Raw genomic sequence first — 25,951 nt, 5'->3', positions numbered from 1 at the left:
ATCCCCTTCCCGGCCTACGGGCGCCGGGGACGACACTGGCGGTGCCTCATCAGAACATGTGAACCCCTCCCCTTGCCAGCTTGCTATCCGGCTTGAGATCCTTTCAGGTCGCTCCAATGCCAAAAACAACACTTGAGAGGAGCAACGCCATGCCGCACGAGACCCAGTTCCAGAACGCCGTCGCCGTCGTCACCGGAGGCACGCAAGGCGTGGGGGAGGCCATTGCCCGCACGCTGGCCGAGCGCGGCGCCAAGGGCATCGTGATCTGCGGCCGCAACGAGGAGCGCGGGCATGCGGTGGCCCGCGAAATCTCCAACCAGGGCTGCCACACGGAATTCGTGCGCGCCGATCTCGAAAGCGTCGAAGAGGCCCGCCAGGTCACCGGGCGGGCGGACAGCGTCTTCGGGCGCATCGACGTGCTGGTGAACGCCGCCGGCATCACCGACCGCGGCACGATCTTCGACACCACCCCGGAGCTCTTCGACCGCATGTTCGCGGTCAATGTGCGCGCGCCGTTCTTCTTGATGCAGGAGGCCGCCACGATCATGCGGCGCGAAAAGATCGAGGGCACGATGGTCAACATCCTGTCCATGTCGGCCCATGGCGGCCAGCCCTTCATCTCGGCCTATTGCGGCTCGAAGGGGGCGCTTGCCACGCTCACCAAGAACGCCGCGTTCAGCCTCATGCCCTGGCGCATCCGCGTGAACGGCCTCAACATCGGCTGGATGAACACACCCGGCGAGGACAGGATCGTGCGCCTCTACCACGGCGCCCAGGACGGCTGGCTGGAGAAGGCCGAGAAGGAACAGCCTTTCGGCCGTCTCCTGGATCCAAACGAGGTCGCCCGCGCGGTGGCGTTCCTGACCTCGCCGGAATCCGGCATGATGACCGGCTCGATCATCGACTTCGACCAGTCGGTGGTGGGCTGCTACGAGAGCGCGCCGCATCCGTCAAAGCCGGTGGAATAAACCGCTCCCACAAACACAATCTCATCCTGAGGAGCAGCGCAGCTGCGTCTCTGAGGATCCTCCAGAGAGCACTGGAACCTCCTTCGAGACGGTCGCTTAAGCGACCTCCTCAGGATGAGGACTGAGGATGATGGAACCGCAGTGTCAGCGCTGCAGCACGCACAAAAACCCGGGAACCGCCACGCCGCGATCCTCCCGGGTCGAGACCCGCTCGAAGATCACCATCGTGAAACCCACCGTCTCCGCGAGCTTCCGCAGGTAGCTCTCACTGTGGGCGTAGCGCGCATCCTCGCCGAGGATGAGGCCCTCTCCCTCATGGGCCTGTACGGTAAAGGCGAAGAGCCCTTCGCGCTTCAAGACCCGGTGCGCCTCCCGGAACGCGGCATCGAGCGCCGCCATGTAGACGAACACGTCGGCCGCCAGCACGAGGTCGGCCTCCGCACCGGCACGGCCTGAGAGAAACGACACGAGCTCGCCCTCGTGCAGCGCGTCGTAGAGCTTCGTCTTCTCCGCCTTCTCCAGCATGCCGGGGGAGAGATCGACACCCTCCAGGGAGGAGCACAGCCCCTTAAGCGCCTGCGCCATCAACCCGGTGCCGCAACCGAGATCGAGAGAGAGGCCGAAGCGATACTCCCGGGTCTGCCTGGAGCAGGCACGGCGAAGCGCGTCGGCGATCAGCTCCGGTCCGCGATAGGACAGGCTCTTGGTGAGGTGCTGGTCGAACTTCGGCGCATAATCGTCGAAGAGCGCCCGCACATAACCGCCTGTGATGGCCTCGTCGGGCGACAGCGCGCCGAGCCGGGCGAGGTCGAGGCGTACGCCCAGCTCATCGGCAGGCTCCAGGGCGAGAGCCCGGCGCAGGGCGTCCACAGCCTCCGCCCGCATGCCGTGTTCGGCGAGCGATCGCCCCAGCATGGCATGGGCGGGCGCGAAATCCGGCGCGAGCTCCAGCACCTGCCGGGCCAGATCGGCCGCGGCCTCGAAATCGCGCTCATCGAAAGCCGCGCGGGCATATTCATAGCGGCGATCGGCGCGGTAGTCGCCGGTGGATCGGACGGTCGAGGTCGGTGGCATGGCTTGTGGATGCGGGACAGCGGAGAGGCTGTCAACAACGTGTTCCGCCTAACGCCTCTCTCGTGCCGTTACGTGCCTGTGTCATCCCCGGCGGCCGTGAGGCCGGGAAGGGGATCCATGGCGCTGAGGGTGCGAGTGGATTCTCTTCCCTCACTACGCTCGCCGGGAATGACATCCCTTTGTGATCCCACTGCCGTCATCCAGAACGTCGAGGGCGAGTCAGGATCGCGTGCATTATGCGGAACGCGATCCCTCCCCCCTGTGCGGGGGAGGGTGGCGAACGCAGTGAGCCGGGAGAGGGGAAGTCCGGTTGAGCACTGCCCCTCTCCCGACCCTCGCTGACGCGAGGGTCACCCTCTCCCGCAGAGGGGAGAGGGCAAGGTGCATGTTCCTATTTTGTTCTTGACAACTCTCCTAAGCTCGGCTATACCTTGTCCCATCCTCGTCCGATGAGGGGCGCGCTCGCGAGGCGTCGCAAGAGTGGGGCGAGGAGCGGTCCTGCCGCAGGCCTCGCAAGCCTGTGATCGCAGGTGGCCGATCCTGGCTTTGCTCCAGGTCCGCTGAAACAAACCGCGCGTGACGAGCAGCTTGGCTCTCACTTATCCCACACCACATCGAGCCGGGCTGCCCTGAGCGCCACCCTCGATTGACCTGACGGCTTGAGGCCACTCAGCCTCGGGCCCGAAGGCGCTGGTTCGGCGTTATCCAGTCTGGCATCCCCCAACCGGACCCTATATTCCCACCCATGGCGCTGCGTTCCACCGACATCCTCACCCAGACCCCGCAAGGGCTCTACTGCCCTCTCGGCGACTTTCACATCGATCCGGTCCGGCCCGTGGAGCGGGCGCTGATCACCCATGGTCACTCGGACCATGCCCGCTCAGGCCACCGCTCGGTCATGGCAACGCGAGAGACCCTGCGGATCATGGGCGTGCGCTACGGCGAGGACTTCGCCGACGCGACCCAGGAGGCAACCTTGCGGGAGAGCCTCCGCGTCGGCGACGTGACCGTGCGGTTTACGCCGGCAGGCCATGTGCTGGGCTCGGCGCAGATCACCATCGAGGCCGGCGGCACCCGGGTCGTCGTGTCCGGCGACTACAAGCGCGCCGAGGACCCGACCTGCCTTCCTTACGAGGTCGTGCCCTGCGACGTCTTCATCACCGAGGCGACCTTCGGCCTGCCGGTGTTCCGCCACCCGGACACGCGGGCGGAGGTGCGCAAGCTCCTCGATTCCGTCGCCCTCTTTCCCGAGCGCGCCCATATCGTCGGGGCCTATGCGCTCGGCAAGGCGCAGCGGGTCATGGCGCTCCTGCGCGAGGAGGGCTACGACCAACCGATCCATCTCCACGGCGCCATGGAGCGCCTGACCGAGCTTTACAAATCCGAAGGCATCCCCTTGGGCGAGACCCCGAAGGTCGTGGCCGCCGAGCGCTCGAAGCTTGCTGGGGCCATCGTGATCTGCCCGCCCTCCTCGATCCAGGACATCTGGTCCCGGCGCTTTCCCGATCCCGTCACCTGCTTCGCCTCGGGCTGGATGCGGGTACGGGGGCGGGCCCGGCAGAAGGGCGTGGAGCTGCCGCTGGTGATCTCCGACCATTCCGACTGGGACGATCTCTGCCGCACCATCCTGGAGACCGGGGCCGGCGAGGTCTGGGTCACCCACGGGCAGGAGGATGCCCTGGTCCATTGGTGCACCACCCACGGCATCAAAGCGCGCCCCCTGCACATGCTGGGCTACGGCGACGAGGGCGAGGCGGAGGAGGCTGCCCACCCTCCCCTTGAGGGGGAGGGTCGTGAGCAGGGCGAGCGGGGCGGGGTGGAAGCGCCAAGCTCGAAGAGTGTCGGCGCCAATCACCCCACCTCGGCTTTACAAGCCGATCCTCCCCCTCAAGGGGAGGATGAGGAGAGCGGTCAAGGAGGCGCGGCATGAACCGCTTCGCTGCCCTCCTCGACCGCCTCGGCTACGAGCCGCGCCGCAACGCGAAGCTGCGGCTGCTCACGGATTATTTCCGCCATACGCCGGATCCCGATCGCGGCTATGCGCTCGCCGCCATGACCGGCGCGCTGATGTTCAAGGAAGCCAAGCCCGGCCTGATCCGCGGCCTCGTGGAGGAGCGGACTGACCCGGAGCTGTTCCGGATGTCCTATCATTATGTGGGCGATCTTGCGGAGACCGTGGCCCTGATCTGGCCCGCTCCGGGGCATGATGCAGCGGCGAAAGTAGACGGCACCCCCACCATCGGCCACAACAACCCGCCGCCGCACGTGCCGACCCTCACCGAGGTGATCGAGACACTGGCAACCACCAGCAAGAGCGATCTGCCGGCCCGGGTCGCCGGGTGGATGGATGCGCTGGACGAGACCGGGCGCTGGGCGCTGATCAAGCTGATCACCCGGGAGCTGCGCGTCGGCGTCTCGGCGCGGCTGGCCAAAACCGCCGTCGCCCAGCTCGGGGGCATCGAGCCCGACGAGGTCGAGCTGGTCTGGCACGGGCTCGAGGCGCCTTACGAGGATCTCTTCGCCTGGGTCGAGGGCCGGGGCGAGAAACCGGAATCCGGCAACCCGGCGCCGTTCCGCCCCTCCATGCTCTCGCATCCGCTGGAGGACGAAAACTTTGCGAAGCTCGAGGCGTCCGAGTTCATGGCCGAATGGAAATGGGACGGCATCCGCCTCCAAGCGGCTTCAGGCCACGGCAGCGACGGGCGCCCGGTGCGGCGAATCTACTCCCGCACCGGCGAGGACGTCTCCCGTGCCTTTCCCGATCTCGTGGAGGCGCTCGATTTCGAGGGCGCCATCGACGGCGAATTGCTGATCGTGCGTGAGGGCCGGGTGCAGACCTTCAACGTGCTCCAGCAGCGCCTGAACCGGAAGGCCGTGACCCCGAAGCTCATCGCGGAGTTTCCCGCTCACCTGCGCGTCTACGACATCCTGTTCGAGGGCGAGGAGGACCTGCGCGCCCTGCCCTTCGCCGAAAGGCGCCGGCGCCTGGAAGCCCTCGTTGCCCGGCTCGATGACCCGCGCATCGACCTCTCGCCCATGGTGCCCTTCGAGACCTGGGAAGACCTTGCCGCAGCCCGCGCGGATCCGGCCTCGGTCGGGGCCGGTCCCGATGCGGATGCCATCGAGGGCTGCATGGTGAAGCGGGCGAGCAGCCCCTATCTGCCCGGCCGCCCCAAGGGCTACTGGTACAAGTGGAAGCGCGACCCGTACCTTGTCGACGCCGTGATGATGTACGGCCAGCGCGGCCACGGAAAGCGCTCGTCCTTCTATTCCGACTACACCTTCGGGGTCTGGCGCGACGGTCCGGGGGGCGAGGAGCTGGTGCCGGTGGGCAAGGCCTATCACGGCTTCACCGACGAGGAGCTGGTGAAGCTCGACCGCTTTGTCCGCAACCATACGGTCAAGCGCTTCGGCCCGGTGCGCGAGGTGGAATACGGCAAGGACCGGGGGCTCGTGCTGGAGGTGGCCTTCGAGGGGCTGCAGCGCTCGACCCGGCACAAATCGGGCGTCGCCATGCGGTTTCCGCGCATCAACCGCATCCGCTGGGACAAGCCCGCAGCCGAGGCCGACCGGATCGAGACCCTCGAAAAAATCCTGGAGCGGGGCGAACAGGAGGTTCATCCGTTGAAGGATCAGGAGGCCTGACGATGCTGAACGTGGAAACCCTCTCCGAGGCAAGCGTCACCCAACAGGTGAGCGGCCGGCTCGTGGTGGAGACCGAAGGCCCGGGCTTTACCGAGATCACCGACCCTCTGGCGCGCTGGGTGTTCGGCACCGGGGTTCTGAACGGCCTCCTGACCGTCTTCTGCCGCCACACCTCGGCCTCCCTCCTCATCCAGGAGAACGCCGACCCCGATGTGCGCCGGGACCTGCTCACCGCCCTCGACCGGCTGGCGCCCCGGGAGGCCGGCTATGTCCACTCCATCGAGGGACCGGACGACATGCCGGCCCATATCAGGACCATGCTTTCCGAGGTGTCCCTGAGCATTCCCGTGGTGGAGGGTCAGATGGTGCTGGGCACCTGGCAGGGCGTCTATCTGGCCGAGCACCGGGACCGGCCGCATACCCGCGACCTGATCGTCCATCTGATCGGAGCGTAATCCACATGATTGGATGGGACGCCGCCGGACTTTCCCGTAGAATAACGCAGAAAAACGTTTGCTGCCTTGCCATTGCCCAAAGGAAGCGGCTAAGGCACAGGGCAAGCGTCTCGTGGGAGTAGCCACACGTGCAAAGTCAGTCCACCACGATCATCATTGCCGACGACCATCCGCTGTTTCGCGGCGCGCTGCGGCAATCCGTTGCCTCCATCATGCCCCATGCCCGGGTGATGGAAGCGAGCGGCATGGATGACCTGAACGCCACCCTCTCCCAGGAACGCGACGTCGACCTGATCCTGCTCGACCTGACCATGCCGGGCGTCCAGGGCTTTTCCGGCCTCATGTCCCTCAGGGCGCAATATCCAGAGCTTCCGGTGGTGATCGTGTCCGCCACGGAGGAGCCCACCGTGATCCGCCGGGCCATGGATTTCGGCGCCTCCGGGTTCATCCCGAAATCCATCGACATCGACAGCATCGGCGGCGCCATCCAGGCGGTGCTCGCGGGCGACACCTGGACCCCGCCGGACGTGGACCTCTCGGCCACCGAGGACGCGGAAACCGCCGATCTCGTCCGTCGCCTCGGCACCCTGACCCCGCAGCAGGTGCGCGTGCTGACCATGCTGTCCGAGGGCCTGCTCAACAAGCAGATCGCCTACGAACTCGGGGTCTCCGAGGCCACTGTGAAGGCCCACGTTTCCGCCATCCTCGACAAGCTCGGCGTCGACAGCCGCACGCAAGCCGTCATCGCCGCCTCCAAGATCGGCGTGACCCAGCGCCCCTCCCAGGCTGGAGCGGATTAGCTACAGGTCAGGATGACGGATAAGGCTGCCCTAGGGACCGTCTGAATGAGCGCCACGACAGCCTTCCTGTTTGCCCTAGGCGGAGCCTTGGCCCTGGTGCAGGCCGTACTGGATAGCATCATCATTCGCGATGTCTGCAGGCGGGAAGGCAGACCCTACTCCTTGTCCTGGCCATACAGTCCTTATTGGCAATTGAGAATCTTCAACTTGGTATCATGGTTGGAAGAGGCTCGTATGGCAGGCCTTTATCAGCAAAGAGTAGTTGCGCTTGCTGCCTTAATCGCTTGCCTGCTGATCCTCGCAGCCAGCGTGTTGAACGACGTCTCCGTTACAACCCCTCGATAAACGAGTCGATCCGCGACAGGGCTTGCTCGGCAAGCGCGCTATCGAAGCGGATGAACACGTGGGCGCCGCCCGGCCAGACCGCGAACTCCGCCTTGTTGCCGGCGGGAACCCAGCGGGAGGCCATGAACAGCGTGTCGTCGAGAAGCAGATCGCGCGTTCCCACCGAGAAGAGCGCAGGCGGCATGCCCGTCAGGTCGGCATAGAGCGGCGAGACGGCCGGATTGCGCCGGTCGAGATCCGGGCCGCAGAAATTGTCGGCGAAAAGCTTGACCCCGGGGGTGTTCAGGATGAGGGGCTCGTCGCCCCAATTGGCGGCACTCGGGGTCAGGCTCACGTCGTAGCAGCCGGCGAAGAGGTTTGCGCCTCTGAAGGGGCTGAGCCCATGCTTGTCGCGCAGGCGCAGCAGGGTCAGGGCGGAGAGATGCGCACCCGCCGACTCGCCGCCGATGAACAGGCGCGAGGTGCCGAAGCGGCTTTCCGCCTCGCGGACGAGCCAGAGGGCCGCCGCCTCGCAATCATCGGGACCGGCCGGGAACGGATGCTCGGGCGCAAGCCGGTACTCCACCGACACCACCGCAAGGCCGCATCGCTCCGCCAGCCGGTCGAGCCAGGGATCCTGCTCGTCGGCGGTGCCGATGGTCCAGCCGCCGCCATGGATGTGGAGATAGGCCCCTCGCGGGTTCTCAGGAGCGATGATCCGCAGCGGAAGCGGCCCGCTCGGCCCGTCGATGGTGATGACTGCCGCCCTGCTGCTCAGGGGCATGAGCGGGAAGGCTCCGAGGCCCTTGCGCCTGTTCTCCCGGATCAGGGCGGGGGGCGCCTCCCAGTAGCGGCCGAGCCCGGAGAGCTTGGCGACGATCTCGGCATTCTGGGCGCGGATCTCCTCGCTGACGGCGGAGGGATCGAAGAGGGCGGGGTCGATCATGCGAAACTCGGGTTGGGTTGCGTTCATCGCCGGCCCCTGCGATGAAGCACACGCAAAGCTCAAGGTCCATTACGCTTTCTGACGAGATGAGAAGCATGTCCAACCTGAACCGTTTTCTCGGCGGCTCCCCTGGCTCGGTGCTGGTGAAGCTGATCTTCCTGTCGCTCCTCGTCGGCGCGTTCCTGTACTTCCTGAACCTCACGCCCTTCGGGTTGATCGAAGGGCTGTTCGACTGGATCGCCTCGGTTCTGGATCTCAGCTTCGAGACCGTGCAGAAGGTGGGGCTCTGGATCCTCTACGGGGCCGTCATCGTGGTCCCGCTTTGGCTCATCTCCCGCCTGTTCGGCAGCCGGCGCTGAGGCCCATCATGGACGGCGCACCGACCACGCAGCGGCTGGACGTTTCCCATCGCCGCATCCTGTTGCTCGCGCTGCCGATGACCCTGTCGCATGTGACGACGCCCCTGCTGGGGCTCGTCGACGCGACGGTGATCGGCCGCTTGGGCGAGGCGCATCTCCTCGGCGCGGTGGCGCTCGGGGCCGTCATCTTCGACTTCGTGTTCTGGAGCTTCGGGTCGCTGCGCATGGCAACCGCCGGCCTCACGGCGCAGGCGACGGGCGCCGGCAACCGGCACGAGGTCGATGTGACGCTGGCCCGTGCGTTTCTGGTGGCCGCGATCACGGGTCTCCTGCTCATCCTGCTGCAATGGCCGATTGCTGCCATGGCCTTCTCCATGGCGGGCGCGAGCGAAGCGGTGACGGAGGCGCTCTCTACCTATTTCTTCATTCGCATCTGGGCGGCGCCCTTCACCCTGGCGAATTATGTGATCCTCGGCTCCACGCTGGGCCGCGGCCGCACGGATCTCGGCCTGCTGCTGCAGGTGGCGATTAATGTGGCCAACATCGTGCTGACCATGGCGCTGGTGCTGGGCCTCGACCTCGGCATCGCGGGTGCGGCCATCGGCACGGCGCTGGCCGAGGTGCTGGGCGTAGGGCTTGGGCTTCTCGTGCAGCGCCGCCTCGGCTCCAACCCGCTGGCCGTCACATGGGCGGAGGTGCTGAACCGGGCGGCCATGCTGCAGACGCTCACCATGAACCGGGACATCATGATCCGCAACGTGGCGCTGATCCTCGCCTTCTCGATCTTCAGCGCCATGGGCGCGCGCTCCGGAGACGTGACGCTCGCGGCGAATGCGGTGCTCTACAACATGTTCCTGATCGGCGGCTATTTCCTCGATGGCTTCGCCACTGCGGCCGAGACCCTGTGCGGCCAGAGCATCGGCGCCCGCGACGAGCGCGGCTTCCGCCGCGCCATCCGCTTGAGCCTCGGATGGAGCCTCGGCTTCGGCCTTGCCGTCTCGGCGCTCGTCCTGATTAGCGGCGGGCCGTTCATCGACTTCGTGTCGACCAATCCCGACGTGCGGTCCTATGCACGCGACTATCTTGTTTTCGCAGCCCTGACCCCGTTCTTCGGTGCCGCGGCCTTTGCCTTCGACGGCATTTACACGGGCGCGACCTGGACCCGCTCCATGCGCGACCTGATGGTGATCGCGTTCGTGATTTATGCCGGCATCCTTCTCGCCGCCGGCAATCTCGGCAACACGGCTCTCTGGATTGCGCTGCTCGTTTTCTTAAGCGCAAGAGGCCTGGGCCAGTTCATTCTCTATCCGAGGCTGGCGAGAAAGACCTTCGCCAGTCTTGCGTGAGTTTAGGCTTCAGAACTCTCCCCTGGCCATCGCCGCAGCATCACGACCGAGCGCCTGCGCCAGCGATGTTTTCTCACCCGCGAGCGTCTGCACCAGACCGTTCTTAATGTCGCTGACGAGGCCGGGCCCCTTGTAGACCATGGCCGAGTAGAACTGCACCAGGCTGGCGCCGGCGCGGATCTTCGCCCAGGCGGTCTCAGCGGAATCGACGCCGCCGACGCCGATGAGAGGGATCCTGCGCTCCACGCGCAGGAAGGTCTCGGCCAGAAGCTTCGTGGAGGGAATGAAGAGGGGCTTGCCCGATAGGCCGCCGGTCTCCGATGCGAGCGCTTTGTCCTTCAGGCTATCGGGCCGCGCAACTGTCGTGTTGGAAACGGTGATCCCGTCGATGCCGCGCTTGAGCGCCGTGGCCACGATCGCATCGAGCGCATCGAGCGAGATATCGGGTGCGATCTTCAGGAGCATGATCGTCTTGTGTCTGCCCTGTTCGCTCTTATTCCGTGCTTCGATGCTGCGGGCGAGAAGATCGTCGAGGAACGCTTCGCCCTGCAGGTCGCGCAGGCCCGGCGTATTGGGCGAGGACACGTTGATCGTCAGAAAATCGGCAAGCCCGCACAGCCGTTGGATGCACAGCACGTAATCGGCGATGCGGTCGACGGAATCCTTGTTCGCCCCGATATTGACGCCGACGATACCGGTGCGCCCGCGGCGCTGCGCCAGGCGCTTGCATGCCGCATCGAGCCCGTCGCTGTTGAGCCCGAAGCGGTTGATCACCGCCTCGTCCTGGGTGAGCCGGAAAACGCGCGGGCGCGGGTTGCCCTCTTGCGGCTTCGGCACGACGCCGCCGAGTTCGACGAAGCCGAAGCCGAGACCCAGAAGCTGATCCGGCACCTCGCATTGTTTGTCGAACCCCGCCGCAAGCCCGACGGGATTGGGGAAGGTTCTGCCGAACACCTCGACGGACAGACGAGGATCGTCGGTAGGCGCGGGCATCATCGGCATCAGGGACAATCCCCTGATCGTCAACTGGTGTGCGGTTTCCGCATCGAGCGCATGCAGCGCGGGCTTGGCGAGGGAAAACAGTGCACCGATCATGCGTCGAGATCCGGAAAGATGTGGTGGTTATCCTGCCCGAGAGGCAGCGGCTTCACCCATCGCACAGCCGATAAAGGCAGCCGAGCGTAGAGATGCGGGAAGAGATCCCCGCCACGGGACGGCTCATAGCGTAGGGCATCCCCGAGTGAGTCGCCATCGATGGCGATCAGCAGGAGATCGCTTTGACCGGCAAAGTGCCTAGTGGCTGTCTCGCGGACCTGCTCGGCGGTGGAGAAGTGGAGGTACCCATCTTGGATATCGATAGGCGCTCCCACGAAGAAACCAACCTTTTCAGCCTCGCGCCAGAGCAGTGCCGGGCAGATTTTGTAGATTATGCGCATGATAACCCGATTAATCGTGCGTCGCTTCAGGAGCAATCCTGATTAGACATATTGTCTCAAGAGGCGGGAGGCCATTGTCTATGCCTTAGAACAATCTTAATTCCTAATCATAGGTTCGCTTTCAGTTATTCGCTTCTCGCGAAGGTTTTTTACGATGTTGTCCCATGAGCGCGTTTGGGCTGCGATCGATGCGTTGGCATCACGTCATGGCATGACCGCATCGGGCCTCGCCCGCAAGGCCGGTCTCGATGCAACAAGCTTCAATCGTTCGAAACGCGTCAGTCCGGAGGGCCGGGAGCGTTGGCCCTCGACGGAGTCGATCTCGAAAATCCTGAAAGCGACCGGCGCGACGCTCGAGGATTTCCTGCGCCTCGTCGAACCTACCGGTTCCTTGCGCCGCTCCATGATCCCCCTGATCAGCATGGAGGAAGCGACGTCCGCAAAGATCCTCAACGAGGACGGCACGCCGACGGAAGGCTCCGGTTGGGACGAACTCGAATTTCCCGACTTCGGCCAGGAGAAGGTCTTCGCCCTCGAAGTCACCGGCGACACGCTCGCGCCGCTCTACCGGGACGGAGATGTGCTCATCGTCTCGCCTACCGCCAGCACCCGCAAGGGAGACCGGATCGTGGTGTGCACCACAGGCGGTCAGATCCTGGCCAAGGAGCTCAAGCGCCGCTCGGCCAAGACCCTGGAGATGACTTCTCTTGTGAAGGACCAGGAGGACCAGGTGATCCCCACCGAGGAGATCGCCTGGACGGCCCGCATCATGTGGGCGCGGCAGTAGCCTTTAGGCTGCGCGATCCTTCAGAAACGCCTCGTGCTCACGCACGAGATCTCCGTTGAGTGCCTTGCGGATCAGTGCCCGACTTTCCTTCACGCCGTAGAGCGCCACGAAGGAGCCGAAGCGCGGACCGCGCGGCTCGCCGAGCAGCACCTGATAGATCGTGTTGAACCACTCGATGGACACGCCCGGACGCTCGGGCGTGGCGCCCTTGGCCTTGAAGTCCTGATAGCGCGGCTCGGCGCGGCCGACATTGTAGATCTCGTCCTGGATCGCCTCGGCCGTTGCGGGACGCTCTCCCGACTCGAAGGCTGCGAGCACCTCGTCGAGACGCCGCAGGGAAGCGGCCTCGACCTCGTCCGCCAGACGATAGGTCTTCTGCGGCTTCACGAAATCCTCGAAGTAGCGCACGGCGCGCTTCGCAAGGCTGTCGAGGCGCGGATGCGTCTCCGGCGAGACGCCCGGCGCATAGCGGCGGATGAAGCCCCAGAGCACCGACGGGTCTTCGGAATTAGCCACCGCCACGAGGTTGAGCAGCATGGAGAAGGAGATTGTCGTGCCCGGCTGGTTCGAGCCCTCAGATGACACCAGTTCGGGCGCAGGCGGCGTGCCCGCATGCAGATGCCAGACCGGGTTCATCAGGCGCATCTTCGCATCCTGCGCCGGGAACTTCTCCAGGAAGGTCAGGTAGTCGTCCACCTGCCGCGGGATCACGTCGAAATGAAGCTTCTTCGCCTCACGCGGCTTGTTGAACATGAACAGCCGCAGGCTGTCCGGCGTGCCGTAGGTGAGCCACTCGTCGATGGTGAGGCCGTTGCCCTTGGACTTGGAGATCTTCTGGCCCTTGTCGTCGAGGAAGAGCTCGTAGTTGAACCCATCCGGCGGCAGGCCCCCGAGCGCCTTGGCGATTTCCCCTGAGAGCTTCACGCTGTCGATCAGGTCCTTGCCGGCCATTTCGTAATCGACGCCGAGCGCCACCCAGCGCATCGCCCAATCGGGCTTCCACTGCAGCTTCGCGTGACCGCCGGTGACCGGGGTCTCGAAGCGCTCGCCCGTCTCGGGGTCACGCCACACGATAGTGCCGGCGTCCACCTTCCGCTCGTCGATCGGCACCTGCATCACGATGCCGGTCTTCGGGTGGATGGGTAAGAACGGCGAATAGGATTGCTGGCGCTCCTCGCGTAGCGACGGCAGCATGATCGCCATCACTGCATCATAGCGCTCCAGCACGGTGAGCAGCGTTTTATCGAACTTGCCGGCCTTGTAGCACTCGGTCGCCGACATGAACTCGTAGTCGAAGCCGAAGGTGTCGAGAAATTCCCGCAGACGCGCATTGTTGTGATGCGCGAAGCTCTCGTGCGTCCCGAACGGATCCGGAACCTGCGTGAGGGGCTTACCCAGGGAGGCTGCCACCAGCTCCTTGTTGGGGATGTTGTCCGGCACCTTGCGCAGGCCGTCCATGTCGTCCGAGAAGGCGACGAGGCGGGTCGGGATGGTATCGCCCGTCAGCACCCGGAAGGCGTGCCGCACCATGCTGGTGCGGGCCACCTCGCCGAAGGTGCCAATATGCGGCAGGCCCGAGGGGCCGTAACCCGTCTCGAACAGCGCTTCCTTCTTGCCCGTCCGTTTGAGCCGTTCGACAAGCTTGCGCGCCTCCTCGAAAGGCCAGGCGGTGGCAGTCTGGGCGGCTTCAATCAGAGCGGGATCAAGGGACAGGGTTCGAGACATGGACCTAGTGCTTACGGAAATGCTTCCAGAAGCGCGGCACACTAGAGCATCGAACCCAAAAGTGGAATGCACTTTTGGGGCCCATTCGATGCTCAATTCTTTAGATAGCGCATCGTGTGGACCGGAAGACCGGGCCCACTTTTCGCTAGCGCGGCCCGCTGGGTCCGCACGATGCGCTGGACGACGCTCGCGAGGGTCAATGCGGCAAACCCGTTCCTTGAGGGACTGGAATGCCTCAATAGGGGCTCGTCGGGAAGAAGCGCAGGTAGAGTTCGGCGTATTTGCCCTCGCGCCAGAGCTGCTGAAGCGCGAAGTCCAGCGCCCGTCGCAGGACGTCGTCCTCGGTGCGGGCGATGAAGCCGATGCCCTCGCCGAAGTAGCGGCTCTCGAGGTATGGACCGCCCGAGAAGTCGCAGCATCCCGCCGCCTCCTCGCCACCGATCCAGAGGGCAAGCCCAAGGCCATCGGCGAACAGGTAGTCGATCTCACCGGCCTTGAGGGCCGTCTGCGCCGCCGCCAGCTCGGGATAAGGCTTGAGGGAGGCTCCCCCCATGAAGGCCTTGGCATAGGCTTCGTGAGCCGTTCCACCGACTACACCCAGGGTCTTGCCCTGCAGGGCCTTGGCGTCCGGTGCCGGCGGGTTCTTGTCCTTTCGCACGACAAAGCGGGCTGGGATCTTGAAATAGGGGCCGGTCACGGCAAAGCGCTGCCGCAGATCAGCCGTGATGGGAATAGCGGCCGCCACCACGTCGCCCTGCTTCTCGCTGAGGGCGTTCAGCAGCGTATCGAAGCGGCGCACCTGAACCGTGCAGGTCAGGACCAGGCGCTCACAGGCGGCCCGCGCGAGCTCCACCGACAGCCCGGTCGGGTTGCCGTCGAGGCCCGGAAAGTGGAGCGGCGGGAAGTCGTCGTCGACCAGAAAGCGGATCGTGCGCGTGGCCGGCAGTTCCGGGCGCTCGAGCTGCGTCCTCGGATCCCAGAAATTCGGGATGCTCACCCCCTGGGCCTGAACCACGCTGGTCAGCAGGGCAAAAGTCAGGGGCAGGAGCATCCCGGTCAGTGCCAGGGGCTTGATCTTGCGGGAAAGGCAGGCAACCAATGTAACGATATTTAGGACCATCGAGGCGACATTCCCTTGCTCTTGCCTTTGCGCCGCTCAGGAATGCCCGCAGGAAGCACCCGACGCTCATGAGGCAGGGTCTAGCGGACGGGGACGCACAGTCAACAGCGCTGCCGGTCGAGATCGGATTTCTCAGCCATCACGGGCATGCCCCCGACACCCTGAGGCGGGCTGCCATTTTCGCCCAGGCGGCCGGTGTCTCGCCCGATGAATTTCTCCTCAGGGAGGGGATGATCCCCGAGGATGACTTCTTCCGGGCCCTTGCGGCCGAGCTCGGCCTGCCGTTCTTGGCAAGCCCGCGCCTGTCACCGGAGGTTCGCTATCCTGATAGCGTCCTGGCAGACGTGGCCCCTCTGGCCAGGGCGAACGCCAGCTTCGTGGCGGCGCCGCGCGGCCCTGCCCTGGCGGACCTTCTCAAGACCCGCTCCCGGCATCGGCTGCTCGCCATCACGACGCCCACCAGGCTGCGCGAGGCTGTCTTTCGGGCTCAAAGTCCGCTGATCGCCCGGCGGGCTGCCCATGAGCTGGCCGACAAGGCCCCTCACCTTGCAACCGATGTCAGCTACGGGCAGATCGCCCTTCTGTTCATCAGCCTCACGCTGATCTCGTTCGGCCTTGTCCACGCGTTCGGACCAGCCATCGGCATCCTTGGAGCGGCCCTGGGTCCCCTGTTCCTCGCGATTATTGTTCTCCGGATTGCTGCGTCGATTCTAGGCAATCCCGTCGAGCCGTTGGTCCAGCCGCCCCGTGACGAAGATTCCGATCTGCCGGTCTACACAGTGATCGCAGCCCTCTATCGGGAGAAGCGGGTCGTCGCCCGGCTTCTCGACGCTCTGGAGCGGATCGACTATCCCACCTCCAAGCTCGACATCAAGCTCGTGCTCGAGGCAGACGACCGGGAGACCCCGGGGGCTCTCCGCTCCAGCGATGTTCCAGGCAATGTCGAGATCCTGATCGCACCTCCGGGCGAGCCACGCACGAAACCTCGCGCGCTCAACGTCGCCCTGCCGCTGGCGCGGGGCCGCTATACGGTGATTTACGACGCCGAGGACGTGCCCGATCCGGGTCAGCTGCGCCTGGCCGTGTCGCGCTTCGCCGAAGCGCCGCCGCGCGTCGCCTGCCTGCAGGCGCGGCTCACCATCGACAACACGGACGACACCTGGCTCACGCGGCTCTTCACCATCGAATACGCGGCCCTGTTCGACGTGTTCAATCCGGGGCTGGCCGAGATCGGCAGCCCTATCGCCCTGGGCGGCACCTCCAACCATTTCCGCACCTCCTTGCTGCGGAAGGTCCATGGCTGGGATGCCTGGAACGTCACCGAGGACGCTGATCTCGGCATTCGTCTGGCGCGGCTCGGTTATGAGGTCAGGGATCTCCCCTCCTCCACCCTCGAGGAGGCGCCCGGCACGCTGCGGCTCTGGATGCGGCAGCGGACGCGTTGGATGAAAGGTTATGTGCAGACCGCCGCGAGCCATACACGCAAGCCCTGGATCATGCTGCGCCAGCTCGGGCTCTGGCGCTTCTCCGGTGCCCTCGCCCTGACCTGGGGCGCCGTGCTCAGCGCCTTGGTCTATCCGCTCTTTACAGGGCTCTATGTGGCGTCATGGCTTGCAGGGCCGGAACAGGCTCTCGGCCTGCGCTTGGCGACAGCTTTCAAGGCTTATGCCCTGACGCTGTTTGTGTCCGGCCTGGCCTCGGTGCTCATTCCCGCCTGCGTGGCCCTGCACCGGCGCAAGCTCTGGCGGCTCCTGCCCTGGATCCTGCTGCTGCCGCTCTATTACGGCCTCGTCAGTGTTGCTGCCTGGAGAGGCTTATGGGAATTGGCCATCGCGCCATTTCGCTGGAACAAGACAAGCCACGGTCTTGCCCGCACGTCGCGGGCCGGGCTGTTTCAGAAGCACCAGGCCAAGCCGGCGGTCACCAGGTCGTTGAACACGGCGCCGCCATAGCGCCACCACAGAATTCCGCCCGAGGCCACCAGGCACAGGACCGCGGCCGCAACGAGGCCAATGCGCGCCCGCTGCTCCTGCTGGTCCGTATGTTCGGTCTCTGTGCTCATGCGCTGCTCCGGAGGATGCCTCCAGGCACAAGATATAGAGCGCTTTGGCTCTGGGCGGAAGGGATCAGGCCTCAAGCCAGTGCCTGAGCCGGGACAGGCGGGGCTCCTCTTCCGAGCCGACAGCCTGAACCAAGGCGGACCGGCTGCCGACGAGGATCACCAAACGGCTTGCCCGCGTCACCCCCGTATAGAGAAGCTTGCGCCGCAGCATCGAGGCCTGCTGCAAGGCGACCGGGATGACCACGGCAGGATACTCGGATCCTTGCGCCTTGTGGATCGTCACGGCGTAGGCCAGAGCCAGTTCATCGAGTTCCTGGAGAGAATAGACCACCAGCCTGTCATCAAAGGCAACGGTGAGTTCGCCGTGATCGCGGCGCACCTCGCGCACGATGCCGACCTCGCCGTTGTAGACGTCGCGCTCGTAGTCATTGCGAACCTGCATGACCTTGTCGCCGGGCCCATAGCTCCAGCCGGCCCGGTGCAGGCTCTCAAGGCCCGGCGGATTGAAGAGCTGCTGCAATTCTCCGTTCAGCATATGCGTGCCGAGGCGCCCACGGTTCATCGCGCACAGCACCTGCACATCGCGCACGGGATCGAGTTCGAACCGCCGCGGGATCCGGTCGCGGATCAGGATGGTCATCTTGGCCATGACCTCGGACGGCGTATCGGCTTCGACGAAGTAGAAATCCGAATCCGGCTGGTGCCCGAGGTCAGGCACAAGCCCGCGATTGATCGCATGGGCCACGGTGATGATGCGGCTCTCCCGCTCCTGCCGGAACACCTCTTTGAGATGCACGACGGGAATAGCGCCGGATGCGATGATGTCCGACAGGATCTGTCCCGGACCGATGGAGGGCAGCTGATCCACGTCGCCGACGAGAACGAGCGAGGCTTCATCCGGCAGCGCACGCAGCAGCGCTGCCATCAGGCGGATGTCGAGCATCGAGGTCTCATCGACCACGAGAAGGTTGCAGTCGAGCGGCATCTTCGCATTGCGCCGGAAGCCGCCCTCGGAGGCCTCCAGCAATCGATGGACGGTCTTGGCCGGAAGGCCTGTGCTTTCCGACAGCCGCTTTGCAGCGCGCCCAGTTGGTGCGCACAGGGCAATCGTCAGCTCATGCTGCGCACACAGATGGGTCAGGCTCCTGATCAAGGTCGTCTTGCCGACGCCCGGCCCGCCGGTGACCACGAGAACCTTCGAGCGGCAGGCGGACGCCAGGGCCTCGCGCTGGCTCGGCGAGTAGGACACGCCGATGGCTGCTTCAGCCTCGGCGATCACCTGCTCGCTATCAAGTCCGTTCCACGGGTGCAGTCCCTGGGCAATCTCCTTCAGGCGCTGTGCGATGAAAAGCTCGGCACCGTAGAGGCCTTTCAGGAAGGTGCTGCGCTGGCCATCGAGTTCGTCGGCCACGAGCTGACCCGCCGCACATTGCGCATCGAGCACGGGCTTCACTTCAGCTTCAGGAATTTCGAGCAGGCGACTGGCCTGCCGCAGCAACTCCTCTGCCGGCAACCCGGAATGGCCCTCCTTGACAGCCTCGGAGAGAACATGCGCAAGACCGACTTGAAGCCTGATCGCAGCGGTGGGCTCCACATTGAGCTGCAGGGCCACCTGATCGGCGAGCGCGAACTCAAAGCCCGGAATGTCGAGGACGAGCCTGTACGGATTGGCTTTGACGATGTCGATGGCACCAACCCCATAGGCGCGGTAGATGCGCGTCAGCAGAAAGCCCCCGATGCCATGGGCATTGAGGAAGGCAGCAATGTCCTTCAGCGCCCGGTGCTCGGCCCAGGCCTCACCGATGCTGAGCGCTTTGGCCATCGCGATGCCATGCACGCGCGTCAGCTCATGCGGCTTCGTTTCGATCACGTCGAGAATGCGCGCACCAAAGGATGCAATGAGCCTCTGAGCGAGAGAGGGCCCAACGCCCTTCAGCAGGCCGGAGCCGAGAAAGCGCTGCAAGTCTTCCGCGGTGGTCGGCGCCGAGGTCATCAGCTCGCTCGCGCGAAACTGAACCCCGTGATTGCGGTCGTGAAGCCATCCGCCGTTCGCCTCCACCACCTCGCCGATAGCAACCGAGGGCGCATGCCCCACGACGACAACGGGCTTGCGGTGCCCGCGCGCCTTGACGCGTAGCACGCAGAAGCCGGTTTCATCGTTGTGGAACGTCACCCGCTCGATGGAGCCGACGAGATGTTCGGAGAGGAGCAGCGCCTCCTGATCGGAGGCAGCCATGGCGGAGGATTTCGGCATCGATCAGCGGGACCACAAGCGCCGGGACGCCACTGGAGAAATGAAAAGGGCGAGACGGCTTGTTCCGTCTCGCCCATGATCGCAGCGGAATTTAGGCTGCCTTCTTGGTGGGCCAGCCGAGTTCGACCAGCCGCGCCTTGGCATAGTCGCGGATCTCGTCGCGGATGCCCTCCGGCAGTTCGGCGAGCACCTTCTGCGTATCGGCATGGAGCATCAGGTCCGTGACCGCATTGATGGTCTTGGCCTTCTTGATCTTCGCCTTCAGATCGTCCTCGACCTTGTCGTCGGCGGCAGCAGCCTCGACCCTGCCCTTCTGCGTCTGAGGCTCGGTCTTCTCGATCTCCACATGCGGATCGGCAAAGCCCGGACGGCCCTGCTTGAACTCGTCCGCTTCCTCCTCGGAATAGACGTAGCCGTGCAGTTCGATGAGCTTGAGGATCACGCGGTCCTTCGCCCGCTTCTCGGCCATGGCATAGACATAGGCCGCCTGCTTGCCCGAGACGCGGTAGTTCACGCCGATCAGCGCCTCGCCGATCGACCACTCGACCCGCTCGCCCATGCGGCCGGTGACCTGAATCACCGCCTCGTCGCGCTCGGCCCGGATGATCTTCGGCTCGTCGAAGACCACATTGGCCTGGGCGGCAATGCGCTCAAGCGTCTTGTGGTAGACTACGGCCGTTCCCTGGACCCGCCAGATATTGCCGGCCATCGGCTCACCGAACTTGGCCAGCACCTCGGAGATTTTCTTATCGGTCGTATTCATCCTCGATCCTAACTTTTATCAGGGCCCGCACATCGGCTCACGCTCTTATCGAAATCGTCTTCTGCGGCAGGCGTGTTCGTTCTTTGTTCTATACCAAATTTAGGCTCTCAGGTCCAATCAGGAGGCAGCAATCAGGAGGATTTATCCTATTTGTTACAGAGACTTATACGCTGTGCCATTTTGTCTCAACGGGTGGATGCCCTCACTCGCGCAGTGGGCTCCAAGGGAGCGTTCAGCAGTAGCGTCATGATTTGACCATAACTTCTATGTTCTATATATGTTCTCATCAGTCAGGATGTAACCCGACGCCATATTTCCCGAGGCGGCCTGACTGCTCGTCGCAACCGCCACCCTGGAGGACCGGATGTCCGCGCAAGCGATCCTCGACCTATCGGATCGACGCCCCGCCCGCCGTGGCGGCGCCCGCCGGGCTGCCAAGCGCCCGGCGACGCCTCTCACGCGAAATGCCCTGATTGCTGACTTCCTGGCGCTCTGCGAACTTGATGCGGACGTGGAGTCGCTGCGTGCGCCGGCAGATCCGGCAACCTTCACCATCGGCGATGAGGCAGTCGAGCATGTGGCCGATTTCGAGATTGTCCGCGACGGGTCGGCTTACTTGATCGACGTGGTGACGGACGACGACCTGCTCGCCCATCCCCTGCGCACGGCTTCGATCCATAGCATCACCGCCGCCGACGGACGCGCCTTCCTGATCGAGACGGCAGCCAGCATCCGGGCGGAGCCGCGCTTTACCACCATGCGCCTGATCATGGCCTGCAAGCGCACGCCGGTGACAGCCGGCGACCGGGTGCGCATCCTGCACCAGCTCGACGAACTCGGCACCATGCGGCTTGTTGATTGCGCCAGTGCCGTGATGAACACGCAGGATGGTGTGGCGGCCGTTCTGGCGCTGGCCTGCGAGGGCTTGGTTGCGGTCGACATCAGCCGCCCGATCCTGCCCGAGACGCAGGTGCGTCGGCGCCGCCTGCCCTTTGCCGACCCGTTTGCCTTTTAAGATTGTGCGGCGTGGCGCTCCACGGCCTCGCCCAGGAGCGAGCGCACGATGGCGCGCACGGCATCCGAGGTGCTGTCGGCGGCAAACTTCGCCTCGATCTCGTCGCGGATGATCGAGCCGTCGCCGCTGCGCTTCAGCTCGGTCGAGGATTCCGCCTGTAGCAGGGTGACGAAGGCGCTCTCCACCTCGCGCGCCACCAGCGCCTCGTCGGCCGCATCGACCACCCGTCCGGTAAGATCGAAAACATTGCTCTCGAACGGCAGCGCCTGCGCTTCGAGCGCTCCGCTGCCGTCAAGGATCCAGGCGCGCGGCACGTGATCCACGAGATCGACGGACTGACGCGTGATGTTGCCGGGGTTGAGCCAGCGTGTCCGGCCCGCAAGAACAGCCTTCTGGGTCTTGTGGATGTGCCCGTTGATCAGCACATCGCAGCCTTCGACCGCGAAGGGCGCGACGGCGCCGGGATAGCCGCCGTCGAAGGCAATGTCGTGATGCGTGAACCAGGCCTGGAGATCGGCCCCGGAAAAGGAGCCCCGCGCATCTGTTGGAATCGTCTGGCCGTACGGCGTCATGCCGACACCGATCCGTCTTGTGCCAATCTGGAACTCGGCCACGGGAGCGGATGTGGCCACCACGTCGACGACATCGCACAACCCAAGCAGCGCCAGCGAGTCGCTGTCGGTGAGCGTGGTATGCTGAATGTCATGATTGCCCACATTGACGATGGGTCGATGGTGGAAGCTCTTCAGGATGCGGACGAGTTGGTTCTTGAGCGCCATGTCGGTCTCGACCGGCCGATCGAAGAGATCGCCGAGAATGACCACGGCCAGCTGCCGCTCATTGGCGATGGAAACGCAGCGCTCCAGCTTGCCCAGCACGGCCTGAGGCCAGACGGCATCCTTGCGCCGCCCCGGACGCCGCGAGCCCACATGCGGATCCCCGATCACGAGAATCCCGTTGCAGGCAACAGGGGTGAGACGATCTCCAGTCAGGATCATGCGGTGAGCCGCTCCATAGGCGAATGGGTGTGGTGGTCGAGCAGGGTCTCGGGCTTTACGGGCGAACCGCAGGTGGGGCACAGCCCACCGGTTTCCTCGACGAGGCGCGCCATCTCGGCCTGCAGGGATTTTAGCCCCTCGTCGACTTGAGTCATCCGGCTCTTAGCGATCTGAGAGGCCGCATGAAGATCCTTCATGCGCTTCAGAATATTTTGTGCAGAGGCGGTGTTTTCAAGGGCCGGCACGGCCTCCGGCAAGCCATGCAACGCCTTCAGCCTCGCTTGGCTTCGCTTCAGATCACGACCGAGTTGCAGGACCTGCCGCCCGATGCGCTCACGCTCGCGAGCGCGCTCGGCCGCACGGGTGAGATCGGCGAGCCGCTCCGCAGGAGGAAGGGCCTCGGTGATGCGCGCGCGCGCCTCAGCGGATGTCAGCCTCCGATGGATCGTGGCAAGCTGCGCCGCATGCTTCTGCAGCCGCTCAAGCTGGGCCGCTGCCACGGCTAACCGCTCCGCCTGCCGGCGCGCAGCGGAAATCCTTTCCTTCAGCGGCTCAAGTTCGCCGAGCCCGTCGAGCGTCTCGCTCAATGCGATCAGTTCCCGCTCGCCGTTTCGCACGAGATCGTTGTCGCGGCGGCAGCGCTCTCTGTGGATGACGAGCATGTCGCGGATATAGCCTGCCTCTTGGCCGATCGAGAGAACCGCGGAGCGGCGCGACGGCGTTTCGCCGAGCAGGAACACGGGAAATTTCTGGTGTGCGATATGGACGTCGAGATCCTCGACCTTGCGGATGCGGATGAGATCGGCCACCCAATCCGGCACAGCACGCCCGCCGGTCTCGTAGCGCATGCCCTGCTCCTCGACAACGGAGCCATCCGCCCCATGCAAGGACCAGATGTTGACGGGCGAGCGGCGCGGCTGGCGGGTGAAGCGCAAAGTGCGCTTCCCGGCGACGCCGATCTCCACCATGGCGGATTTCGCGCCGGCGCGCACCAGGCTGTCGCGGGCCTCGCCGTAGAACACTGCACGAAGCGCACGGATGAAGGTGGACTTGCCGCGGTTGTTCGGCCCGATCAGCGCGTTGACGCCGGGGCTCAGATGCAGCGTCGCATCCGTATAGGCCTGCACGTTGACGAGGCGGATGAAGCGCAGGCCCGGCTGGGCATCGGCCCACTGTGCGCTGGTGTCGGAGGACACCACCTCGACACCGGTTGCGGGCTCGCCGGCGATGCGCGCGATGTGGAACTTGCCGGAGAACTGCGACAGGTCATGGTGCGAGACGGCGAGGCACTGCACGCCAAGCCGCGCCGCGCCATCTTCCAGCACTGTGTAGAAGGACGACACGCGCTCCGGCGCGATCCAGCAATCCGCCTCGTCCAGCGCCAGGAAGCGGGCAACATCCGCTTTGACCACGGCGATCAGGCGCAGGGCCATGCCGATCACGTTGGTGAGCGCACCGCCATTGTCCTCCAGCACGTCTTCGAGCGAGCCGTCCGGGCGCCGTACGCAAATGTCGAGGGACGCAAGGCCCCGCTCCGTCGACAGCTCCAATGCCACGGGCTTCTCGCCCGGCAGCACCTCCTGCACGAGCGCCGTCAGCAGCGTCTCGAAAGCCGACAGGCTGCGGCGGCTCGCCGAGCCGTGAACGGCCTCGATGAAGGCCTCGACCTCATCCTTGACCGCAAGGCGGCCCTTGGCGAACTCGATCTCGCGCGTCAGTTCTTCGACCCGCGTACGGATGGCATCGCGCCGCCCTTCGAGGCGCGCGAGCAGCGCTTCCGCGCGGGTGACATCATGCGTAGCGGACGACAGGATCAACGCTCGTCTCCAAGCTGCCTGAGGCGCGTCTCCACCTCGCGCAAGGCGACGCCGAACTCCTCTGCGAGCTTGGCGTTTCGTGCCTGCGCTTCTTCGATCAGGCTTTGAATCTGCGTCTCGTCGTCGGTGCCGAGTTCGGCCTTGGCAAGCGCGCGCGCTTGGTCGAGTTCACGCGACAAGCGCTCCACCTCGCCCTCTGCGCGGATGCGCTCCGCCCGCAGCTTGTCGAAGGCCTTGCGCATCTCCTCCAGGCGGCGAAGCTGGTCGGTCTCAGAGCGTGACAGGCTGGTCATGGAATCGCGGCTCCGCTGCTAGTGAATGGTCGAGCTTCAGTTATCGTCAGCGCTATTTCGTCGCAACGACTTCGCCTCTTTTTGGTCTGGATCGGGGACGATGTCTTCAATCCTGGGCACCGACCCTCCACATAGTATCCGTTACTCCAAGATTACAGTCTCAAACAGCGGACTTTGCTTGACACAGCACGCGCCGAGGCTATGTTCTTGGTTTGTTCACATCATCTGTATGCGTCGCGGATGTGACCTCATTAGGGCAGTGCTGAACGGCCCTTCGCACAAGGATCTCGTGATGAGTGCCATGACGGAAGAGCGACCGATCTTCGAGAACGAGGAATGGCTCCTCAGCGAGGGCGGCCTCGAGCACAAGACGACCGGCTACTTCATCGACCGTGAGAGCCTCGGCCAGCGGCGTGAGGACGGCCTTTGGTCGTGGCCGCTGCACATGGCGGAGAAGACCTGGTGCGGCATGCAGCCGTTCTCGGAAGCCTTCACCTGCGCCCTCTCCGTCTTCGGCATCGGCACGGGTGTGGAGCTGGCGCAAAGCCTGAAGGTCGCGCGCTGCGAAGTTTCGCCTTGGCCGAAGGCTGCGCGAGCCTCTGCCAGCTCCGTTCCGAGGGTCCCGCGCACCTTGCATTCCGAGGGCTCAAACCCCATTTTAATGAAGCCGCGCTCCTCGCATAAACCCCTGAATGGTCAAGGTTTTCAGAGCTCGGCAGCAGCCTGGCGCATTCGCACCGAACTGGGTGCGCGCCTCGTTCTAAAAAACCCGCGTCAACGTTCCGAACGCCTGAACCCGGCCCGTGAAACCAGCCCCTCATGGCAGGCGCCGCGCCGGATTCGAAAGACCGGAACGAAGCTCGTTCGGCTGCTGCAGGCAGCCTGGAACATACGGTGAGAGCAATGCCGAGCTTTGGGCTTGAAGAGATCATGCGCAGCGGCGCAAGCGCTTTTCAGGGCGACATCTCCGGTGCGGAGACGGAGGCGCCTGAAACCGCGGACGAGTTCGCGCAGCATGTGATCGAGACGATCTGCCATGCCAGCGTCACGCCGGCCATCGGCCGCCGCACGTTCGAGCGCTGCATGCGTGCGCTGAGCGTCAGTTCTACGGCTCGTGTGGGCTTTCGCCACCCGGCGAAGGCCGAAGCCGTTGATCTGATCTGGCGCGAGCGTGAGCGCCTGTTCGCGGAATACACGGCAAGTCCGGACAAGCTGCGTTACCTCGCGACGCTGCCCTGGATCGGTCCCGTGACGAAACACGCCCTGGCCCGCCGGCTCGGCATCCATGCCGCGCATGGAGAACGGGCCGTTGCCTGAAACGAACAACAAGAAGAGGTATCAACCCATGGCTAAGGTTCGCGCAAGCGATGTCGGCTTCTGCGTTGTCGACGGCAATGCCAATGTCATCGCAGACAATCTCGTCCACCGCATCCGTGAAGCCGCCGCGGAGATGGAAAGCCAAGTCAACCGGCTCTACCGGGGACGCAGGGCCTACGATCTCGAGGCCGGCACCACGGACGATCTCGAGAAGGCTATCGAGCAGCTCACCTACATGGCGCGCACCTTGCGCGAGGTGAAGAACGAGCAGTCGAAGGTGGTCTATCTGCAGGCGGCCGAGTAAACTCTATTTTTCTTCGCATAGCGGCGATTCCCATCGCCGCTATTTTCGTATCCGCCAGTGCTCTGAGCTAGAGCATCGGACGGTTAAACGGACGCATATCCGGCTGCCCTGAGGAAGTTCCAACATTCTCGCGGCTCAAACAA

General features: G+C 64.7%; 25 protein-coding genes and 1 tRNA gene. 14 read left to right on the top strand and 12 right to left on the bottom strand.

The annotated features are described in order from the left end of the window. Nucleotides 1–149 precede the first annotated feature (149 nt). Nucleotides 150–968 (top strand): SDR family oxidoreductase, encoded by an 819-nt coding sequence (locus IC232_RS17770; RefSeq protein ID WP_190846318.1) that lies wholly within the window; start codon nt 150–152, stop codon nt 966–968. Nucleotides 969–1,112: 144 nt separating this feature from the next. Here IC232_RS17770 and IC232_RS17765 read toward each other — a convergent pair whose 3' ends face one another. Continuing rightward, the gene (locus IC232_RS17765) at nt 1,113–2,042 is read right to left on the bottom strand and encodes a class I SAM-dependent DNA methyltransferase (RefSeq protein WP_190846317.1); all 930 of its coding nucleotides are present in this window, start codon (nt 2,040–2,042) and stop codon (nt 1,113–1,115) included. Nucleotides 2,043–2,516: 474 nt separating this feature from the next. Between IC232_RS17765 and IC232_RS17760 the strand changes: the two genes are divergently transcribed. The 5 genes from IC232_RS17760 (at nt 2,517) to IC232_RS17740 (ending at nt 6,942) form a co-directional block, all read left to right on the top strand. Then, nucleotides 2,517–2,596: transfer RNA gene (locus IC232_RS17760), tRNA-Ala, on the top strand. A gap of 191 nt (nt 2,597–2,787) precedes the next feature. After that, nucleotides 2,788–3,972, top strand: a complete 1,185-nt coding sequence (locus IC232_RS17755; protein WP_190846316.1) for a ligase-associated DNA damage response exonuclease — start codon at nt 2,788–2,790, stop codon at nt 3,970–3,972. Next, nucleotides 3,969–5,687: a cisplatin damage response ATP-dependent DNA ligase gene (locus tag IC232_RS17750; protein WP_190846315.1), complete on the top strand. Its 1,719-nt coding sequence runs from the start codon at nt 3,969–3,971 to the stop codon at nt 5,685–5,687. Before IC232_RS17755 ends, IC232_RS17750 begins: the two co-directional genes overlap by 4 nt. A gap of 2 nt (nt 5,688–5,689) precedes the next feature. After that, nucleotides 5,690–6,142, top strand: a complete 453-nt coding sequence (locus IC232_RS17745) for a secondary thiamine-phosphate synthase enzyme YjbQ (protein WP_190846314.1) — start codon at nt 5,690–5,692, stop codon at nt 6,140–6,142. A gap of 128 nt (nt 6,143–6,270) precedes the next feature. Next, a complete protein-coding gene (locus tag IC232_RS17740; protein ID WP_190846313.1) occupies nt 6,271–6,942 on the top strand; it encodes a response regulator in 672 nt (223 codons plus the stop codon). Nucleotides 6,943–7,270: 328 nt separating this feature from the next. Here IC232_RS17740 and IC232_RS17735 read toward each other — a convergent pair whose 3' ends face one another. Then, a complete protein-coding gene (locus IC232_RS17735) occupies nt 7,271–8,212 on the bottom strand; it encodes an alpha/beta hydrolase (RefSeq protein WP_190846382.1) in 942 nt (313 codons plus the stop codon). 95 nt (nt 8,213–8,307) lie between these two features. Here IC232_RS17735 and IC232_RS17730 point away from each other — a divergent pair, with 95 nt between their 5' ends. Both IC232_RS17730 and IC232_RS17725 read left to right on the top strand, forming a co-directional pair. Beyond that, nucleotides 8,308–8,571, top strand: coding sequence for a DUF6460 domain-containing protein (locus tag IC232_RS17730; protein WP_190846312.1), 264 nt, complete (start codon nt 8,308–8,310; stop codon nt 8,569–8,571). Between the two features lie 8 nt (nt 8,572–8,579). Continuing rightward, nucleotides 8,580–9,917, top strand: coding sequence for an MATE family efflux transporter (locus tag IC232_RS17725; RefSeq protein WP_190846311.1), 1,338 nt, complete (start codon nt 8,580–8,582; stop codon nt 9,915–9,917). Between the two features lie 9 nt (nt 9,918–9,926). Here the strand turns inward: IC232_RS17725 and IC232_RS17720 are convergent, their stop codons facing one another. Both IC232_RS17720 and IC232_RS17715 read right to left on the bottom strand, forming a co-directional pair. After that, nucleotides 9,927–11,012 (bottom strand): quinone-dependent dihydroorotate dehydrogenase, encoded by a 1,086-nt coding sequence (locus tag IC232_RS17720; protein ID WP_190846310.1) that lies wholly within the window; start codon nt 11,010–11,012, stop codon nt 9,927–9,929. Further along, on the bottom strand, nt 11,009–11,353 hold the full coding sequence (locus IC232_RS17715; protein WP_190846309.1) for a DUF952 domain-containing protein: 345 nt from the start codon (nt 11,351–11,353) through the stop codon (nt 11,009–11,011). The genes IC232_RS17720 and IC232_RS17715 overlap by 4 nt, the downstream gene beginning before the upstream one ends. A gap of 154 nt (nt 11,354–11,507) precedes the next feature. On the opposite strand from IC232_RS17715, the gene IC232_RS17710 reads away from it, so the two are divergent. Then, on the top strand, nt 11,508–12,140 hold the full coding sequence (locus tag IC232_RS17710) for a S24 family peptidase (RefSeq protein ID WP_190846308.1): 633 nt from the start codon (nt 11,508–11,510) through the stop codon (nt 12,138–12,140). Nucleotides 12,141–12,143: 3 nt separating this feature from the next. On the opposite strand, the gene IC232_RS17705 is transcribed toward IC232_RS17710, so the two are convergent. Together IC232_RS17705 and IC232_RS17700 are read right to left on the bottom strand one after the other, a co-directional pair. Continuing rightward, nucleotides 12,144–13,865 carry a lysine--tRNA ligase gene (locus tag IC232_RS17705; protein ID WP_190846307.1) on the bottom strand — a complete coding sequence of 574 codons (1,722 nt, stop codon included), beginning with the start codon at nt 13,863–13,865 and terminating at the stop codon, nt 12,144–12,146. 235 nt (nt 13,866–14,100) lie between these two features. After that, nucleotides 14,101–14,916: a transporter substrate-binding domain-containing protein gene (locus IC232_RS17700; protein ID WP_246812274.1), complete on the bottom strand. Its 816-nt coding sequence runs from the start codon at nt 14,914–14,916 to the stop codon at nt 14,101–14,103. Between the two features lie 137 nt (nt 14,917–15,053). Between IC232_RS17700 and IC232_RS17695 the strand changes: the two genes are divergently transcribed. Next, on the top strand, nt 15,054–16,937 hold the full coding sequence (locus tag IC232_RS17695) for a glycosyltransferase family 2 protein (RefSeq protein WP_190846305.1): 1,884 nt from the start codon (nt 15,054–15,056) through the stop codon (nt 16,935–16,937). On the opposite strand, the gene IC232_RS17690 is transcribed toward IC232_RS17695, so the two are convergent. The 3 genes from IC232_RS17690 to IC232_RS17680 form a co-directional block, all read right to left on the bottom strand. Further along, complete coding sequence (locus tag IC232_RS17690; RefSeq protein WP_190846388.1) at nt 16,880–17,047, bottom strand: hypothetical protein; 168 nt, start codon at nt 17,045–17,047, stop codon at nt 16,880–16,882. The two genes, IC232_RS17695 and IC232_RS17690, sit on opposite strands and share 58 nt — an antisense overlap. A gap of 64 nt (nt 17,048–17,111) precedes the next feature. Continuing rightward, nucleotides 17,112–19,301 (bottom strand): ATP-dependent RecD-like DNA helicase, encoded by a 2,190-nt coding sequence (locus IC232_RS17685; RefSeq protein WP_190846304.1) that lies wholly within the window; start codon nt 19,299–19,301, stop codon nt 17,112–17,114. A 91-nt stretch (nt 19,302–19,392) separates the two neighbouring features. Further along, a complete protein-coding gene (locus IC232_RS17680; RefSeq protein ID WP_190846303.1) occupies nt 19,393–20,064 on the bottom strand; it encodes a trna delta -isopentenylpyrophosphate transferase in 672 nt (223 codons plus the stop codon). Between the two features lie 364 nt (nt 20,065–20,428). Between IC232_RS17680 and IC232_RS17675 the strand changes: the two genes are divergently transcribed. Then, nucleotides 20,429–21,079 (top strand): hypothetical protein, encoded by a 651-nt coding sequence (locus tag IC232_RS17675; RefSeq protein ID WP_190846302.1) that lies wholly within the window; start codon nt 20,429–20,431, stop codon nt 21,077–21,079. Here the strand turns inward: IC232_RS17675 and IC232_RS17670 are convergent. From IC232_RS17670 to IC232_RS17660, 3 genes are read right to left on the bottom strand one after another with little or no spacing between them, the layout of a single operon-like run. Continuing rightward, nucleotides 21,076–22,077, bottom strand: coding sequence for an exonuclease SbcCD subunit D (locus tag IC232_RS17670; RefSeq protein ID WP_190846301.1), 1,002 nt, complete (start codon nt 22,075–22,077; stop codon nt 21,076–21,078). The genes IC232_RS17675 and IC232_RS17670 overlap by 4 nt on opposite strands. Further along, the gene (locus tag IC232_RS17665; RefSeq protein WP_190846300.1) at nt 22,074–23,894 is read right to left on the bottom strand and encodes an AAA family ATPase; all 1,821 of its coding nucleotides are present in this window, start codon (nt 23,892–23,894) and stop codon (nt 22,074–22,076) included. The genes IC232_RS17670 and IC232_RS17665 overlap by 4 nt, the downstream gene beginning before the upstream one ends. Further along, entirely contained in the window at nt 23,891–24,187 is a 297-nt protein-coding gene (locus IC232_RS17660) for a hypothetical protein (protein ID WP_190846299.1), read from the bottom strand. Before IC232_RS17660 ends, IC232_RS17665 begins: the two co-directional genes overlap by 4 nt. A 292-nt stretch (nt 24,188–24,479) precedes the next feature. Between IC232_RS17660 and IC232_RS17655 the strand changes: the two genes are divergently transcribed. Genes IC232_RS17655 through IC232_RS17645 form a run of 3 tightly spaced genes read left to right on the top strand, consistent with a single transcriptional unit; the run spans nt 24,480 to nt 25,808 of the window. Continuing rightward, nucleotides 24,480–25,085, top strand: coding sequence for a hypothetical protein (locus tag IC232_RS17655; RefSeq protein ID WP_190846298.1), 606 nt, complete (start codon nt 24,480–24,482; stop codon nt 25,083–25,085). A gap of 5 nt (nt 25,086–25,090) precedes the next feature. Next, complete coding sequence (locus IC232_RS17650; RefSeq protein WP_190846297.1) at nt 25,091–25,504, top strand: hypothetical protein; 414 nt, start codon at nt 25,091–25,093, stop codon at nt 25,502–25,504. A gap of 28 nt (nt 25,505–25,532) precedes the next feature. Continuing rightward, on the top strand, nt 25,533–25,808 hold the full coding sequence (locus IC232_RS17645; protein WP_190846296.1) for a hypothetical protein: 276 nt from the start codon (nt 25,533–25,535) through the stop codon (nt 25,806–25,808). Nucleotides 25,809–25,951 lie beyond the last annotated feature (143 nt).

Origin of the sequence: Microvirga sp. (assembly GCF_014699075.1) — a bacterium.
In the GTDB taxonomy this organism is placed as follows: Bacteria; Pseudomonadota; Alphaproteobacteria; order Rhizobiales; family Beijerinckiaceae; genus Microvirga.
The sequence above is the reverse complement of the archived record's forward strand: the minus strand, read 5'-3'. Positions and strand labels throughout refer to the sequence as shown.

Coding starts and splice junctions, on each gene's coding strand:
- IC232_RS17770 (WP_190846318.1), top strand. CDS start 150: ATGCCGCACGAGACCCAGTTCCAGAACGCCGTCGCCGTCGTCACCGGA.
- IC232_RS17765 (WP_190846317.1), bottom strand. CDS start 2,042: ATGCCACCGACCTCGACCGTCCGATCCACCGGCGACTACCGCGCCGAT.
- IC232_RS17755 (WP_190846316.1), top strand. CDS start 2,788: ATGGCGCTGCGTTCCACCGACATCCTCACCCAGACCCCGCAAGGGCTC.
- IC232_RS17750 (WP_190846315.1), top strand. CDS start 3,969: ATGAACCGCTTCGCTGCCCTCCTCGACCGCCTCGGCTACGAGCCGCGC.
- IC232_RS17745 (WP_190846314.1), top strand. CDS start 5,690: ATGCTGAACGTGGAAACCCTCTCCGAGGCAAGCGTCACCCAACAGGTG.
- IC232_RS17735 (WP_190846382.1), bottom strand. CDS start 8,212: ATGATCGACCCCGCCCTCTTCGATCCCTCCGCCGTCAGCGAGGAGATC.
- IC232_RS17730 (WP_190846312.1), top strand. CDS start 8,308: ATGTCCAACCTGAACCGTTTTCTCGGCGGCTCCCCTGGCTCGGTGCTG.
- IC232_RS17725 (WP_190846311.1), top strand. CDS start 8,580: ATGGACGGCGCACCGACCACGCAGCGGCTGGACGTTTCCCATCGCCGC.
- IC232_RS17720 (WP_190846310.1), bottom strand. CDS start 11,012: ATGATCGGTGCACTGTTTTCCCTCGCCAAGCCCGCGCTGCATGCGCTC.
- IC232_RS17715 (WP_190846309.1), bottom strand. CDS start 11,353: ATGCGCATAATCTACAAAATCTGCCCGGCACTGCTCTGGCGCGAGGCT.
- IC232_RS17710 (WP_190846308.1), top strand. CDS start 11,508: ATGTTGTCCCATGAGCGCGTTTGGGCTGCGATCGATGCGTTGGCATCA.
- IC232_RS17705 (WP_190846307.1), bottom strand. CDS start 13,865: ATGTCTCGAACCCTGTCCCTTGATCCCGCTCTGATTGAAGCCGCCCAG.
- IC232_RS17700 (WP_246812274.1), bottom strand. CDS start 14,916: ATGCTCCTGCCCCTGACTTTTGCCCTGCTGACCAGCGTGGTTCAGGCC.
- IC232_RS17695 (WP_190846305.1), top strand. CDS start 15,054: ATGAGGCAGGGTCTAGCGGACGGGGACGCACAGTCAACAGCGCTGCCG.
- IC232_RS17690 (WP_190846388.1), bottom strand. CDS start 17,047: ATGAGCACAGAGACCGAACATACGGACCAGCAGGAGCAGCGGGCGCGC.
- IC232_RS17685 (WP_190846304.1), bottom strand. CDS start 19,301: ATGCCGAAATCCTCCGCCATGGCTGCCTCCGATCAGGAGGCGCTGCTC.
- IC232_RS17680 (WP_190846303.1), bottom strand. CDS start 20,064: ATGAATACGACCGATAAGAAAATCTCCGAGGTGCTGGCCAAGTTCGGT.
- IC232_RS17675 (WP_190846302.1), top strand. CDS start 20,429: ATGTCCGCGCAAGCGATCCTCGACCTATCGGATCGACGCCCCGCCCGC.
- IC232_RS17670 (WP_190846301.1), bottom strand. CDS start 22,077: ATGATCCTGACTGGAGATCGTCTCACCCCTGTTGCCTGCAACGGGATT.
- IC232_RS17660 (WP_190846299.1), bottom strand. CDS start 24,187: ATGACCAGCCTGTCACGCTCTGAGACCGACCAGCTTCGCCGCCTGGAG.
- IC232_RS17655 (WP_190846298.1), top strand. CDS start 24,480: ATGAGTGCCATGACGGAAGAGCGACCGATCTTCGAGAACGAGGAATGG.
- IC232_RS17650 (WP_190846297.1), top strand. CDS start 25,091: ATGCCGAGCTTTGGGCTTGAAGAGATCATGCGCAGCGGCGCAAGCGCT.
- IC232_RS17645 (WP_190846296.1), top strand. CDS start 25,533: ATGGCTAAGGTTCGCGCAAGCGATGTCGGCTTCTGCGTTGTCGACGGC.